11 protein-coding genes are annotated in these 14,795 nt (G+C 68.3%); 1 reads left to right on the top strand and 10 read right to left on the bottom strand.

The genetic code is table 11. The annotated features are described in order from the left end of the window. Positions 1–129 precede the first annotated feature (129 nt). The gene (locus JNUCC0626_RS01880) at positions 130–2,442 is read left to right on the top strand and encodes a transketolase-like TK C-terminal-containing protein (protein WP_394617872.1); all 2,313 of its coding nucleotides are present in this window, start codon (positions 130–132) and stop codon (positions 2,440–2,442) included. Here the strand turns inward: JNUCC0626_RS01880 and JNUCC0626_RS01875 are convergent. From JNUCC0626_RS01875 to JNUCC0626_RS01830, 10 genes are all read right to left on the bottom strand, one after another. Further along, on the bottom strand, positions 2,439–3,434 hold the full coding sequence (locus JNUCC0626_RS01875; protein WP_394617871.1) for a methyltransferase: 996 nt from the start codon (positions 3,432–3,434) through the stop codon (positions 2,439–2,441). The genes JNUCC0626_RS01880 and JNUCC0626_RS01875 overlap by 4 nt on opposite strands. 73 nt (positions 3,435–3,507) lie before the next feature. Next, positions 3,508–4,125, bottom strand: coding sequence for a hypothetical protein (locus tag JNUCC0626_RS01870; protein WP_394617870.1), 618 nt, complete (start codon positions 4,123–4,125; stop codon positions 3,508–3,510). A gap of 318 nt (positions 4,126–4,443) precedes the next feature. Continuing rightward, on the bottom strand, positions 4,444–4,593 hold the full coding sequence (locus tag JNUCC0626_RS01865; RefSeq protein ID WP_394617869.1) for a hypothetical protein: 150 nt from the start codon (positions 4,591–4,593) through the stop codon (positions 4,444–4,446). Further along, a complete protein-coding gene (locus JNUCC0626_RS01860; RefSeq protein WP_394617868.1) occupies positions 4,590–5,120 on the bottom strand; it encodes a hypothetical protein in 531 nt (176 codons plus the stop codon). Before JNUCC0626_RS01860 ends, JNUCC0626_RS01865 begins: the two co-directional genes overlap by 4 nt. Positions 5,121–5,169: 49 nt before the next feature. Beyond that, positions 5,170–5,736, bottom strand: coding sequence for a hypothetical protein (locus JNUCC0626_RS01855; RefSeq protein ID WP_394617867.1), 567 nt, complete (start codon positions 5,734–5,736; stop codon positions 5,170–5,172). Then, the gene (locus tag JNUCC0626_RS01850) at positions 5,733–6,263 is read right to left on the bottom strand and encodes a hypothetical protein (protein ID WP_394617866.1); all 531 of its coding nucleotides are present in this window, start codon (positions 6,261–6,263) and stop codon (positions 5,733–5,735) included. The genes JNUCC0626_RS01855 and JNUCC0626_RS01850 overlap by 4 nt, the downstream gene beginning before the upstream one ends. A 184-nt stretch (positions 6,264–6,447) precedes the next feature. Beyond that, entirely contained in the window at positions 6,448–7,362 is a 915-nt protein-coding gene (locus tag JNUCC0626_RS01845; RefSeq protein WP_394617865.1) for an aminoglycoside phosphotransferase family protein, read from the bottom strand. A 58-nt stretch (positions 7,363–7,420) separates the two neighbouring features. Further along, positions 7,421–11,188: a DNA gyrase subunit A gene (locus JNUCC0626_RS01840; protein ID WP_394617864.1), complete on the bottom strand. Its 3,768-nt coding sequence runs from the start codon at positions 11,186–11,188 to the stop codon at positions 7,421–7,423. 34 nt (positions 11,189–11,222) lie between these two features. Next, positions 11,223–13,274 (bottom strand): DNA gyrase/topoisomerase IV subunit B, encoded by a 2,052-nt coding sequence (locus JNUCC0626_RS01835; RefSeq protein WP_394617863.1) that lies wholly within the window; start codon positions 13,272–13,274, stop codon positions 11,223–11,225. Between the two features lie 77 nt (positions 13,275–13,351). Next, positions 13,352–14,659 (bottom strand): hypothetical protein, encoded by a 1,308-nt coding sequence (locus JNUCC0626_RS01830; protein ID WP_394617862.1) that lies wholly within the window; start codon positions 14,657–14,659, stop codon positions 13,352–13,354. Between the last annotated feature and the right edge of the window lie 136 nt (positions 14,660–14,795).

Raw genomic sequence — 14,795 nt, 5'->3', positions numbered from 1 at the left:
CCGAACTCTAGTGGTTTGCGCAGTTTTTTAGCGCGAGCTGCCGATTCGGGTGGCGGAAAACTGCACTTAGACCTCGAAATCACGCGTGATACTTGCGGCGGATTCCTGTGCTTGGTTCCACTTCCTGCCATGACGACGTTGAGCGAGCCCACCTCCACGGACCTGGACGTCCTGCGGAGTGTGGAGCAGCGGGTGCTGTGGCTGTCGACGGCGATCGTGGACCACGCGAACCGCGTGCGCCCCAACGCCTCCGGCCTCAAGGTGGGTGGCCACCAGGCGTCCAGCGCGTCGATGACGAGCATCATGACGGCGTTGTACTTCGAGCACCTGCGGCCGGAGGACCGGGTGTCGGTCAAGCCGCACGCCTCCCCCGTGCTGCACGCGATCGAGTTCCTGCTGGGGCAGCTCGACGCCGAGGCGTTGACGACGTTGCGCGCGTTCGGCGGCCTGCAGAGCTACCCGTCGCGCACCAAGGACCCGGTGCCCGCCGACTACTCGACCGGCTCCGTGGGCATCGGGGCGACGGCGCCGATCTGGGGCGCGCTGTCGCGGCGGTACGTCGGCGGGCACTTCGCCGAGCAGCCGCTGGGCCGGCAGTACTCGCTGGTGGGCGACGCCGAACTCGACGAGGGCGCGGTCTGGGAGGCCATCTGCGACCCGATGGTCACCGGGCTCGGCGAGGTCGTGTGGATCGTCGACTTCAACCGCCAGTCGCTCGACCGGGTGGTGCCGGTGCTCGCCGGCGACCGGATGCGCGCGTTGTTCACGGCGGCGGGCTGGCAGGTGATCACCGTCAAGTACGGCGCCGCCCTGGAGGCGTTGTTCCGGCGGCCCGGCGGGGAGGCGTTGCGCGACCGCATCGACACCATGACCAACGCCGAGTACCAGCGCCTGCTGCGGCACTCGCCTGATCGCCTGCGTTCGTTGCTGCCCGGCGATGGCCCTGATGCCTCGCGGATCGCTGCTCTGGTGTCCGATTTGGACGATGAGGAGCTGGCGACGGCGTTGCGTTCGCTGGGCGGGCACGACCACGAGGCGTTGCGCACGGCGTTCACGGAGATCGACGACAGCCGGCCGACGGTGATCATCGCCTACACCGTGAAGGGGCACGGCCTGCCGACCGCCGGGCACCCGCAGAACCACTCGGCGCTGCTGACCGGTGCCCAGTTCGAGGAGCTGGCGGAACGGTCGGGGATGTCCGCTTCGCAGCCGTGGCAACGGTTCTCCCCTGGCAGCGCCGAGGAACTGCTGTGCTTCTCCGCCGCCGCGCGCCTTCGTCGTGAGCCCGTTGCCCCGGCAGGACCTCCTGCCGTGCCGGCGGATCTGGGCCGCACGCCGTCCGGCACCGCGACCACCCAGTCGGCTCTGGGCCGCACCCTGCTCGATCTGAACCGCGTCGCACCCGAGGCGGGCGCACGCGTCGTCACCGTCTCGCCGGACGTCAGCTCCAGCACCAACCTGGGCGGCTGGGTGAACAAGGTCGGCGTGTGGTCGACCAGTGAGAACGTCGACTGGTTCGCCGACGACGCCGAGACGATCCTGCACTGGCGCGAACGCCCGACCGGCCGCCACATCGAGCTCGGCATCGCGGAGACCAACCTGGTCGGCCTGCTGGGTGAGCTCGGCGCGACCTGGAACCGGTGGGGCCAGCCGCTTCTGCCGATCGGGGTGCTCTACGACCCGTTCGTCTCGCGGGCGTTGGAGCCGTGGTCGTTCGGCCTCTACGCGGGCGGCCAGTCGATCCTCGTCGGCACCCCGTCCGGCGTGACGCTGGCGCCTGAGGGCGGTGCGCACCAGTCGATCACCACGCCGTCCATCGGCATCGAACAGCCTGGCTGCACGACGTGGGAACCGGCGTTCGCGCTGGACACCGAGTGGTGCCTGCTGGCCGCGCTCGGCCAGTTGGGCAAGCCCGACGGCACGTCCGCCTACCTGCGCCTCTCCACCCGCCCGGTCGACCAGACCCTGGCCGCGATCCCGACCGACCCGGCGGCCCGTGAACGCCGCCGCCGTCAGGTCGTCGCCGGCGGCTACCCGCTGCGTCGTTCCGCCGGTGTGGCCGACGTGACGATCGTGACGATGGGCGCGCTGGTCACCGAAGCTCTGGCCGCGGCCGACCGACTCGCCGCTCTGAACGTCACCGCCGACGTCGTCTGCCTGACGAGCCCGGACCTGATTTTCCGTGCGGTGCAAGCACGTCGTGGCCGTGCGGACGCCCCGTCGTGGATCCTCGACATGCTCTTCCCGTCGCCCACGCCGCTGGTCACCGTGCTGGACGGCCACCCGCACACCCTGGCGTTCCTCGCGGGTCTCACCTGCCGCGGCGCCGTGCACCTGGGCGTCAGCGCGTTCGGTCAGTCCGGCGACCTCGACAGCGTGTACCGCCACCACGGCATCGACACCGACAGCATCGTCAGCGCCGCCCTGGACGTGACCTCTTAGGGCCGCGCCTCGACCACCGACAACGGCCCCTGCGACGCGACGATCCGCTCGAGCTTGAGGCCGGCCTTCCCGAACAGCGCCTCGAACTCGTCCGCCGTCCGTTCCCTGCCGCTGACCAGGATCATCATCACCAGGTCGAGAGACTTGGCGTCGTCCGGCCGGTCGTCGTCGCCGACGACCGCGTCGAACACCGCGATCCGGCCGTGGGGCGCCAAGGTCTTCTTGAGGTTGCTCAGAATGCGCACGCACGCCTCGTCGTCCCAGTCGTGCAACACGTACGACAACAGGTAGACGTCGGCTGCCGGTACCCCGTCGAAGAAGTTCCCGGCGACCTCGGTCCACCTGTGGGGCTCGATCCCTTGCGGCACCTCGCCGGGCAACACGTGCGCCTGGTCGAACAACACCCCGTTCAGCCCGGGGTTGCCCCGCAACACGTCCGCGAGGAAACCACCCGAGCCACCACCGACGTCCACCACCGTGCCCGTGGCCGGAAAGTCGTACTCGTCCAACGCCAACCTGCGCGCCGCGCCCGAGAAGCTCCCCATCCCGCCGTGGAACTCCACTGTGGACTTCTCGTCACTCGCCACGTAGTCGAAGAACGGCATGCCGAACAACGTCTCGAACGACGGCACCCCTTCCCGCACCGCGGTCTCCAACTCGAACGCGCTGGCCCAATGCGTGTGCATGGTGCTCATGACCACACCCCGCCGCGCCGAGTACCGCGAGTCGGTCCGCAACCCCTGCCCCAACGACGTCAACGCGAAACCGTCGCCCTCTTGCCTGAACACCCCGGTGGTGGCCAGCAACCGCAGCACCCGCCGCAGGCAGCCGGCATCGACCCCCACGGCGTGCGCCAACTCCTCGGCAGACCGAGGCCCGTCCCCGAGATGGTCGGCCACCCCGAGCAACGCCACCGCCCGGAGCGCGGCCGACCTGAGGTAAGCGTGGGCCTCCCCGATGAGGTACACCGCTGAGGCCTCAGGACTGTTCATGCCCAAACCCTAGTCCCGTCCAGGTGGAATCAGCCGCCTCCACTCGGCATAGTTGACCCACTCGGGTTACGCGTCATCCCAAGTTCCGCAACGAAATCTTGCGCACCTTCGGCGACTCCTTGACCGAGAACCCCCGCCACTCCTGCTCGTCGATCGGCCGGAACCCACCGGGGTCCTCCGGGTGCTCGACCGGCCCGAGCACCCGGCTGTGCAAGCTCCCCGTCACGAACCCGACCAGGAACTCCGCGGCCCCGCAGTCGAACTCCTCCACTGCGGGCGCGTCGTCGTACCCCCAGATCCCACCGCTGGACACCGCGACCGTCCACTGCTCCGGGTCGGCGGACCGCCGCACCCAGAACAGCCCCTCCCGGCTCCCCCGCGCCCACGGCACCATGTCCGCCGGCACGTCCTCGGGGTGCTCGCGCCGCCAGTCCTCGATCTCGTCCACCTCGACCTCGAACTGGTGCAGGTGATCAGGCATCCCGTCCACGGTGTACGGCGGCTGCACCATGACCCCGGTCAACACCCCAGGCGCGTCGAACGTGCCGGGCGGGAACACCGCGTGCAGGTCCTTGAAGTCGGACGGCAGCTCGAACCCGAGCTTCGTCTGCACCACCTCCCACGGAGTCTCCACATAGGACCGCCCGGTCCACCCCGTCACCTCGGCCAACCGCCGCACTGCCTCGTGCATCACTACCGCCCTGTGTTGTTCGGTGCGCCACGCATGTCCTGGTACGTCTCGAAGGCGGGCGCACCCGGCTTGACCCGCACGCCTCACCCGAAACCCTGCCCCTCACCAACGCGATGAGAAAGGCGACGACGCCCACGTCGAATTCTTCCCACCTGTCGCCGGCACCCCAGGCGACGACCGGCCAGGAGTTCAGGTCCCCGTCGTCGGCCAGCCAGAACAACGTGCCACCGTTCGGATAGCTGAACTGCGCCCACGGAATCAGACCCGGCAGTGCCGGATACGCCGCGTGCGGATGCTTGCGCCCGTCCGCCAACCTGATCATGGCTTCTTCGAAGAGTCGTCCGGCAGAGCGATGCCGAGCAGCCGCTCGGTGTGCAGCCAGTCCGGTTGCCACTTGGGCAATCCGGACCAGCCGACCACGTCGGTCAGGACCTCGACGGCTGCTGAACGTGATCCCTGCAGTGTCATCGTCCCGTGTTGTTCGGTGCGCCGGGAGAGTTCTGGGAGGTGCGGTAGGACGGCGCACCGGGTTGGGGCTCGATGATCCTGCTCGGCAGCTTGCCGCGCACCAGCGCGATCAGGAACGCGACCATCCCGACGTCGTACTCCTCCCAGTTCCCGTCCGCGCCCCACACGACCACCGGCCAAGAGTTCGGATCGCCCTCATCCGCAAGCCAGAACAGGCTGCCCGCCATCGGATGGCCGGACGAGCCCCAGGGAATCAGACCTGGGAGCTCGGGAAACGCGGCGTACGGATCATTTCGGCCGCTCCTCAACGAAATCATCACCTCGCGGAAGAGCGCGAGCAGGTCGTTCTCGTGCCCCCACGAGGTAGGTGCTTTGACCCGCACGGTGCCGGCGTACACGCCGATCGGAATCGTGGTGAGCAGTGCCTTGTAATCGTCGGGCAGGGCAATGCCGAGCAGTCGCTCGGTGACCTGCCAGTCCGGCAGCCACTTGGAAAACCCGTCCCAGCCGACCACGTCGGCCAGCACGTCAACAGCCGCCGAACCCGACCCCACTGAACTCCCTCTCCGTCGAGCACTATCGACCTGTGTTGCTCGGCGACCCCGGCAGGTCCTGGAGCGTCCGGTAGGCGGGAGCGCCGGGCTTCGGCTCCACCATGGCGCTCGGCAGCTTCCCCCGCACCAGGGCGATCAAGAGGGGCACGGCGCCGACGTCGTACACCTCCCACGAGTCGTCAGCTCCCCAGGCGATCACGGGCCACATGTTCGGATCGCCGTCGTCCGCGAGCCAGAACAGCTGCCCCGCCATGGGGTAGTCGAACTCCGCCCACGCGATCAGCCCAGGCAACGCCGGATACGCGGCGTACGGGTGCTTCGAGCCGTCGTTCAGCATGTCCGTGATCCCCTCGAACATAGCGAGGAGATCACCTTCCTCTCCCTCGCCCGTAGGAGGTCCCACCTGCACCGAGCCCGCGTACTCACCCACCGGGACGGCGTCGAGCAGATCCTTGAAGTCGCCCGGGAGCGCCAGCCCCAGCAACCGCTCGGTGTACGGCCAGTCCGGTTGCCACCTGGGCACTCCGGACCAGCCGATCACGTCGACCAGCACCTCGACGGCTGCTGAACGTGATCTCTGCTGTGTCATCGTCCCGTGTTGTTCGGTGCGCCCGGAGAGTTCTGGACGGTGAGGTAGGCCGGCTCACCGCGTTGGGGCTCGAGGATGTTGCTCGGCAGCTTGCCACGCACGAAAGCGATCAGGAACGCGACCACCCCGACGTCGTACTCCTCCCAGGTCCCGTCCGCGCCCCACACCACCACCGGCCACGAGTTCGGATCGCCCTCATCCGCGAGCCAGAACAGACTGCACGCCACTGGACCGTTGGACGAGGCCCACGGAATCAAGCCCGGAAGCTTGGGAAACGCGGCGTACGGACAGTTCCGGCCGTTCGTCACCGACAACATCTCTTCGCGGAAGGGCGCGAGCAGGTCGTTCTCGTGCCCCCTCAAGGTAGGTGCGTTGAGCAGCAAGGTGCCGGCGTAAGGACCCGCGGGAATCGTGGTGAGCAGCGTCTTGTAGTCATCCGGCAGGGCAATGCCGAGCTGTCGCTCGGTGACCTGCCAGTCCGGCAGCCACTTGGAAAACCCGTCCCAGCCGACCACGTCGGCCAGCACGTCAACAGCCGCTGAACTTGGTGCCACTGGCGAAAGCTCCTAGCTTGGTCATGTTGGGGATGCTGACACTACAAGTCCAGCCGTCCTCCCCGACAGAGTCGACCAGGACGCAGAACACCCGTTCGGTTGCGCGGCAACGGGATCGAGCTGGCGACGCTCACGATCTCCTGACCTGCCAGTGGTATCAGCCGACCGTGGCCGCGAGGCGGTGGAGGGCCGCCAGTGCCGGTGGCCCCCACGTGGCCTTCCCTCCCGGACGGCCGCGCGCCCCGTCATCGCCGATCACCAGGCACGCCAACGACTTGACCAGCGCCCAGCCGCGAGCACGGCGCCAGGTCGCCTCGTCCGCCGACGCGTAAGCCCGGCGGAACCGGTCGAACGCTCCGCCCGGTAGCAGCAACCATCCTCCGGCCAGATCGCACGCGGGATCACCGGCGCACAGGTCACCGAAGTCGATCACACCGCAGAAGTCGCCGTTGTCGGTCAGCACGTTGGCCGGGTGCAGGTCGCCGTGCAGCAGCACCGGCGGGCCCTCCCACTCGCCGGCCTTCAGGGCGTCGGCCCACACCGCGCGCAGGACTTCGTTGTTGGACAACAGGCCTCGACCGATCACCTCGTCGAGGAGTTGGCCGAAGCCCGCCGCGATGCGTGCCAGCGGACCGCCGCGCAGGTGCCGGCCCGCCGGGACGTCCCCGGCCGCCGGTCGGTGCAGGGCGGTCAGGAAGGCCGCCAGGGTGTCCGCCGCCTGGTCTCCCCAGGTCGCGGGGGCTCGGTCCGCGGGCTCGCCCGCGAGCCAGGTGGTGACGATCCACGAGCGCGGGAACCGTGCGGAGGGCCTGCCTAGGCGGTGCGGCACCGGGATCGGCAGCGGAAGGCCGGGCGCGAGACCGGGAAGCAGAGCGAACTCCTTGAGCAGGAGTTCGTCCGCGTCCTCAGTTGCCCACGGCAGGCGAACCGCGTAGTCGTCACCCAGGCGCCACAGCTGGTTGTCCCAGCCTCGGGCACCGAACCGCAGCGGCAGCCCCGCCAGGTCGGGGTGCTGGTCCCGCAACAGCTCGGTGACCAGCTCCCCGGTGATCTCGGCGTCGGCGTGCGTCACGGCGCGGTGGCCTCTGTCGAGCGCGCGAACGTCGTCGCCAGAAGCCCGCCGCCCTGCACTAGTCGCGTTCGATCAGGTGGCCGATCACGTCCGGGCCGGGGTGCGCGTGGCCCGAGCCGTCACGGCGCGGATCGATGTCCGGCAACTCGACCGGGCTGCCCTTGTCGTCGGCACCCGCCGGGCGGGACCCGATCCAGGCGAGCACCAGGTGAGTCTCGCCCTTGAGGAAGCGCTGCGAACGGACACCGCCCGTGGCGCGGCCCTTGGCCGGGTACTCGCTGAACGGGGTGACCTTCACGCTCTGGCCAGAGGAGGTGACGACCATCGGCTCGCCGTGCTCGTCGTCGTCGGTGCGGATCGCGCCGAAGAAGACGGCCTGGGCGTCGCCGCTCAGGTTGATGCCGGCCATGCCGCCGCCCTTGAGGCCTTGCGGGCGAACGAGTTTGGCGTCGTAGCGCAGCAGGGACGAGTCGGAGCTGACGAAGGCGAGGGTCTCGCTGCCGTCGGTGAGCCAGGTGCAGCCGACGATCTCGTCGCCGTCCTTGAGGGTGATGACCTCGAACTCGTCCGAGCGGACCGGCCACTCCGGCACGCACACCTTGACGGTGCCGAGCTTGGTGCCGAGCGCTATGCCGGGTGAGTCCTTCGGGTCGAGCGGCGCGATGCCGACGACCTTCTCGCCCTTGTCCAGAGGCACCAGTTCGGACGCCGCCATGCCGCCGCGCAACGACACGGTGCCGCTTTGCTCTGGCAGCACCGGGAGCGGGAGCACGTCTGTCTTGAAGGCTCGGCCCAGGTTCGTGATCAGGACGACCTGGCCGCGGGCCGTGGAGTGCACGACGGCCGCCACGGCGTCGTGTTTGACGCGGCCCGCGCGACGCTTGCCCTCGGAGGCCTCCTCCGACTCGGCCGCGGTGCGGGCTACCAGGCCCGCTGCGCTCAGGATGACCTGGCACGGGTCGTCGGCGACCTCGAGCGGGCCCGCCGGCTTGGAGGCCGCCAGGACCTCCTTCAGGTCGCCGTCGATGAGGCTCGTGCGGCGCTCGCCGCCCAGTTCCTTCGCCACGGCGGCGAGTTCGGTGGAGACGAGCTTCTTGAGGACGCCCTCGTCGTCGAGGATCGCGCTCAGCTCGGCGATCTCCTGGCGGAGCTTGTCCTGCTCGCTCTCTAGCTCGAGCTTGTCGTACTTGGTGAGGCGGCGCAGCGGCGTGTCGAGGATGTAGCTGGACTGGATCTCCGACAGCTTGAACTGCTTCATCAGGCCGTCCTTGGCGGCAGCGGCGTTCTCGCTGCCCCGGATCAGTTTGATGACCTTGTCGATGTCGAGCAGGGCGAGCAGCAGGCCCTCGACGAGGTGCAGGCGTTCCTCGCGCTTGCGGCGGCGGAACTTCGTGCGGCGCGTGACGACCTCGTAGCGGTGCTGGAGGAAGACCTCCAGCAACTCCTTGAGACCCAACGTCTGCGGCTGGCCACCTACGAGCACCAGGTTGTTGATGCCGAACGACTGCTCCATCGGCGTCAGGCGGTAGAGATCCGCCAGCAACGCCTGCGGGTTCACGCCCACCTTGCACTCGATGACGAGCCGGATGCCGTTCTCGCGGTCGGTCAGGTCCTTGACGTCCGCGATGCCGGTGAGGCGCTTGGACTTGTTGACCTCGTCGGTGATCTTCTCGACGATCCGCTCGGAACCCACGCCGTAAGGGAGTTCGGTGACCGTGATGGCCTGACGGCCCCTGCTGCCTTCCAGCGGGCCGATCTCGACCTTGGCGCGCATGCGCACGACGCCGCGGCCCGTCTCGTAGGCCTTCCGGACCTCGTCGAGGCCCAGCAGGATGCCGCCCGTCGGCAGGTCGGGCCCCGGCACGAACTCCATCAGCTTGTCGAGATCGGCTTCCGGGTGGTTGATCAGCCACCGCGCCGCGCCCACGACCTCGCGCAGGTTGTGCGGGATCATGTTCGTCGCCATGCCGACCGCGATGCCCGACGTGCCGTTGACCAGCAGGTTCGGGAACGCCGCCGGTAGCACGCTCGGTTCCTGGAGCGAGCCGTCGTAGTTGGGGCGGAAGTCGACGGTGTCCTCGTTCAGCTCACCGACGAGGTGCATCGCCGCGTGCGACATGCGGGCTTCCGTGTTGTGGTTGACGAACCCGCCCGCGAGGAACGAGTGGTCCTCCGAGACAACACGCACCGAGTAGACCTCGGCTGGCTCCGCCGCCTCGACAGCGGTCACCCGCTCGAACCGGTAGCCGGAGTCCATGATCGGCAGGATTGTCGCGAGGATCTCCGGGTCCTTGATCCGGTCGATGATCCGGAGCCGCTCGGTCTCCCACCGCTCGACGCGGTCGAAGTTGTGCTGGGTCAGCCACTTCCGACCACTTCCACGACGGTCGAAGTCAAGCGCGTTCCGCACGTAGTCCGCGACGAACGGCACCGAGTCCTGGCTGAGCCTGTGCGCCCGCAGCGGCGAGTGCTTCAGCAGATCCTTCAGCTTCGCCTGCTTGGTCTTGAGGAAGCCGACCCGCTCGGCGAACGCGGTGACGTTGCGCAGCCCCGAGATCACCAGCCGGTGCTCGACCGAACCGCTCTGACGCACGTAGCTGCGGTGCGCGGCGATGACGCCGAACTCCGCGAGCATTTCCTGCATCTCGGCCGCGAGACGCTCGCTGTACGACGTGTACTGGATCGTGAAACCGTCCTTCGCGACCCGGCAGCCGCCGTCGCCCTCGAAGGCAGCCATCAGGAACGCGCGCTTGACGCCCCAGCCACCCCGCCAGACGCATTCAGGTACGAACTTGTCCCGCGCCTGGTGCCCGATGAGCTCGGCGAGCGGACTGGCCCGGAAGGCGTCCATGCCGCCGGAGCTCTCCTGGACGTCCAGTTCCCAGATCCGCTTCCGGTCCTGGCGCGTCTCCCGCTCAGCGACGTACCGCCGGCCGCCGACCACCTGGTCGTAAGCGTGGAGAACCTCGTTGAAGAAGTGCTCGTCGGTGTTGTTGAACCCGGCCCTGGTCTCGGACGCGAAGCCCTCCGACACCCAGGCTCCTGCCAGAACTCCGAGGACGTACTCCTGCGCGGTGGGAACGATCTGTGACCAGGCGTTCCGCGCGACTGCCACGACCGCACCCGGCTTGAGCTCGTCCAGGCGCCGCCATTGGAACAGCGGCACGCCCATCGGCGCTTCGAGGCAGAGCACGAGGTGGTTCTCGCTGCCGCGGACCGAGAACCCGGACTTCGTGGTCATCCGGAGCGTCGGGTGCACACCGGAGTTGAAGACCTTGTCGACCTGGACGGCCTTGCCGTCCTTGTCGAGCACCTCGAAGTCGGCATCGGCCTCGGAGTCGGCCGGGAGGTTGACCAGATCGGCCATCCGCAAACTGGCGCCGTCAGCGAGCCGAATTCGGGTGTCTCCGACGACGCAGTAACGGCTAGCGGCCGGTCCGTCGTCCGGGCTACCGAAGTTTCCGTGCCCGTCGATCAGCGGCTCGTTCAGGCTGAAGTCCTGTGCGAGGCGGACCAGCGCGTCGTAGATCGCTGTGTCACCGTGCGGGTGATAGCGGCCCATCGTGTCGCCGACGACCCGGGACGACTTCACGTACGGCGACGTGGGTCGCTGACCGTTGTCGTGCATCGAGTAAAGGATGCGGCGGTGCACCGGCTTGAGGCCGTCGCGCGCGTCCGGGAGAGCGCGCGAGTGGATGACCGAGTACGCGTACTCCAGGTACGAGTCCTCGATCTCCGTCTTCAGCGAGTTGTCGAGAACCGTCGCACCGGCCCGGTCGAACGCGGCTGGGTCGACCTTGGTCGTGGGTCCCTTGCGGCGTGCCATGACTTCGTGACTCCGTCTGTTGCTTGAAGAGGGCTTAGAGGTCGATGGCCGACTGGTCGACCCTGGCGGCGGACTCGACGAGCCAGTTGCGGCGCGGCTCGACCTTCTCGCCCATCAGCAGTTCGAGGGCCTCTTCCGCGGCCTCGGCGTCGTCCATGGTGATGCGGCGGACCGAACGGCTCGACGGGTTCATCGTGGTTTCCCACAACTCGTCGGCGTCCATTTCGCCCAAGCCCTTGAATCGCGGGACCGGGGTGACCACCTGTTTGCCGGCCTTTTCGAGGGACGCGACCTTCTGTTCCATCTGGCGCTGGGTGAAGGTGAAGTGCGTTTCGGCGTTGCGGCCGCGGGTCATGACCTTGTGCAACGGCGGCATGGCGGCGTACAGGCGGCCGTCCTCGATGACCGGGCGCATGTACTTGGCGAACAACGTGATCAGCAACGTGCGGATGTGGCTGCCGTCGACGTCCGCGTCGGCCATCAGGATCACGCGGCCGTAGCGCATGGCCGAGATGTCGAACGTGCGGCCGGTGCCGGCGCCGAGGACCTGGACGATGGAGGCGATCTCGGCGTTGCGCAGGATGTCGGCGAGCGAGGCCTTCTGGACGTTGAGAATCTTGCCGCGCAACGGAAGCAGCGCCTGGTACTCGGAGACGCGGGCCATCCGCGCTGAGCCGAGTGCGCTGTCGCCTTCCACGAGAAAAAGTTCGCTACGCGAAACACCTGTGGTGCGGCAGTCGACGAGCTTCGCGGGCATCGCGGCGCCTTCCAGCGCCGTCTTGCGGCGGGCCGCGTCCTTCTGCTGCTTCTGGGTCAGGCGGACGCGCGAGGCGTCGACGACCTTCTGCAGCACGGTTTTGGCTTCGACCTTGGTCTTGCGGTCCTCGGTCCACGCGCGGACGTGCTGGTCCACGACGCCCTGCAGCACCTTGGTGATGCCGGCGGTGGAGAGTTCGTCCTTGGTCTGCGAGGTGAACTGCGGTTCGGGGATGCGGACGTGGACGACGGCGGTCATGCCTTCCAGCACGTCGTCGAGGGTCGGCATGTCCTCCTTCGGCTTCAGCAGGCCGCGGGTCTTGGAGATGGCGTCCTGGATCGACTTCAGGACGGCGCGGTCGAAGCCTCGGCGGTGGGTGCCGCCGTGCACGTTGCGGATGGTGTTGGTGAAGCACTCGACGGTGCGGTCGTAGCCGGTGCCCCAGCGCAGCGCCACCTCGAGCTCGGCCTGACGCTCCACTTTGGACCGCATCACGCCGTTCTCGTCGGCGGCGTTCTCGAAGTAGGTGCCGGTGCCCTTGATGATCAGGGTGCCGGAGACGGCTCGGTCGCCGGACGGGGCGAGGAACTCGACCATGTCGGTGAGGCCGTTGGGGTAGTGGAAGACCTCTTCGGAGATCGAGTCTTCCAGCGCGGTCCGCAGCACGTAGGTGACGCCTGGTACCAAGAACGCCGTGTTGCGCAGTTTGGCGCGGACCGTGTCCACGTCCAGCAAAGCGCCGTTCTCGAAGTAGCGGGCGTCGTACCAGTAACGGGTCGAGGTGCCGGTCGACTCGTTGCGCTTCATCTTGCCGGTGACCTGAAGGCCCGACTGGCGGGTGAACTTCGCCTTGGGGCCGGGGCCGTCGAAGACGCCGGGCACGCCGTGGGCGAACGACATCTCGTGCACCTTGCCGCCGCGGCGCACGGTGACGTCGTAGCGGTGCGAGAGGGCGTTGACCGCGGAGGCGCCGACGCCGTGCAGGCCGCCGGAGGTCTTGTATCCGGAGCCGCCGAACTTGCCGCCGGCGTGCAGCTTGGTCAGCACGAGTTCCACACCGGACAGACCGGACTTGGCGTGCACGTCGGTCGGGATGCCGCGGCCGTCGTCGTCGACCTGGACGCTGCCGTCGGCGTGCAGCGTCACGACGACGCGGGTGGCGTGGCCGGCGACGCCCTCGTCGGTCGAGTTGTCGATGATCTCGCTGAAGAGGTGGTTGATGCCTCGGCTGTCGGTCGACCCGATGTACATGCCGGGCCGTTTGCGGACGGCCTCCAGACCTTCCAGATGGGTTAGGTCGTCGGCCCCGTACAGGGTCTCTGCGGTCACGGGTACTGCTCCCTGATTTGTGTGCGGACTGCCAGCAGGGTATCCGGATCGACCGACAATTTTTCGCAGGCCGTCCGTCACGGTCGTGGCAAGTGCCCCGGGTGGTGCGTCACGAACCCCGGCGCCACGATCTCCTCGCGGGGTGGAGTCGTGGTCCAGTCCTGGAGTACGCGCATCTCAGGGCCTTCCTGACCAGCCAAAGCGTTCGTGTCCAAAGCCGTCCACCGGCCAACCGAGATCCGGTCTTCCAGCACGCGCAACGCGACGAGTTCTTCCGCCGCCGTGTGCATGCAGTGCCCGGCGCGGTTGACGAATAGTTGACGCACGTCACTTCCGCGGTACGCACCGGAGTGTTCAACAGACGTCGGGTCACCGAGCGCGTGCAGCGTCACGACGGGTGACCGCACACGCCCAGACGGTTCGCCGAACGCGCGCAGCCACCGAACGGCGGCGCTGTCCGCCGTCACCCGAGGGGCCGCCGCCAGCGTCGCCAGATCGTCCGACAGCGACAGCCCGGCGTCCCGATAGGCCGCGTGCACCAGTTCCTCCTGCGACGACCGCTCCAGCAACCGCCGGTAGTCCACACCCGTGTTCCAACTGGGGTTGCCCCCGGCACGCGTCTCCATGTCCACCCGGCCGCTGCCCCACGCGAGCGAGCGGGCGAGCGTCCTGTCGTGCACGGCTGCCTGCCGCACGGCCTCCTCCACCTCGGTCGGGCGGGGTTCGTGCACCCGCGACCAGGCCGGGATACCCGCTACGGCGTTCGCCAACGCCAGTCGCGCGCGTCCGAGAGCAGAACCCAGCGCCGAGTCGACGGCCGACACCGCCCGCGCCTCGTTCGCCGCGGGATCGGAAATTCGGACGACCTCCACCGACGGATCGAGCAGCGTGCGCACGACGAACCCCAGGTCGAGCAGCTGGTTGGACCGCGAGACGGCCCCTCCGAGAGCCCCGCACAGGGACAGGACGCCGTCGAACCGCCCGCGCTCCCCCAGCATCACCGAGGTCAACCCGCCCAGAGACGACCCCCAGGCGATCACCCGAGAAGGCCGTCCCACCTCGCGGGAGAACCACGACACCAACGCCGGTTGGTCGCGCAACGCGTCGGGCACGGAATGCCCGTGCGGATTCCGGTACCGAGAAGCCGCGAGAGCGTATCCGCGGTCCAGCAGAGCAGACCGCGCGGCGGGCCGCGAGGCCATCTCGATCGGCGGCGTGTACCCGGCCGGATATGTGCCGTGGCTGTACAACAAAAGCGTTCCGTTCCAACGAGAAGGAACTTCGACCCGATATTCGGCGCCGTCGATCTGTCCTACGTGGACAGTCAATGAATCGGGCACCACCGGCAGCACCAACGACACCGCGAGCAGCAGCTTCCCCAGCACGACAACCTCCTCCGACGATCACGTGCGGCCCACGTTCCACCGAATCGGACAAACCGGCGTCCGACGACGAGAGGATCCGGACTACGCGAGGTTGCGTACGAGACCGTTCCGAGACCTTCCCGAAACGGACCCGTGA

It is taken from the genome of Lentzea sp. JNUCC 0626 (assembly GCF_043632865.1).
Classification (GTDB): Bacteria; Actinomycetota; Actinomycetes; order Mycobacteriales; family Pseudonocardiaceae; genus Lentzea.
Note: the sequence above shows the minus strand (reverse complement) of the source record. Positions and strands in the feature narration are given on the sequence as shown.

Bases quoted from the DNA above. Each gene is read 5' to 3' on its own strand.
- JNUCC0626_RS01880 (WP_394617872.1), top strand. From the start codon at position 130: ATGACGACGTTGAGCGAGCCCACCTCCACGGACCTGGACGTCCTGCGG.
- JNUCC0626_RS01875 (WP_394617871.1), bottom strand. From the start codon at position 3,434: ATGAACAGTCCTGAGGCCTCAGCGGTGTACCTCATCGGGGAGGCCCAC.
- JNUCC0626_RS01870 (WP_394617870.1), bottom strand. From the start codon at position 4,125: ATGCACGAGGCAGTGCGGCGGTTGGCCGAGGTGACGGGGTGGACCGGG.
- JNUCC0626_RS01865 (WP_394617869.1), bottom strand. From the start codon at position 4,593: ATGACACTGCAGGGATCACGTTCAGCAGCCGTCGAGGTCCTGACCGAC.
- JNUCC0626_RS01855 (WP_394617867.1), bottom strand. From the start codon at position 5,736: ATGACACAGCAGAGATCACGTTCAGCAGCCGTCGAGGTGCTGGTCGAC.
- JNUCC0626_RS01840 (WP_394617864.1), bottom strand. From the start codon at position 11,188: ATGGCACGCCGCAAGGGACCCACGACCAAGGTCGACCCAGCCGCGTTC.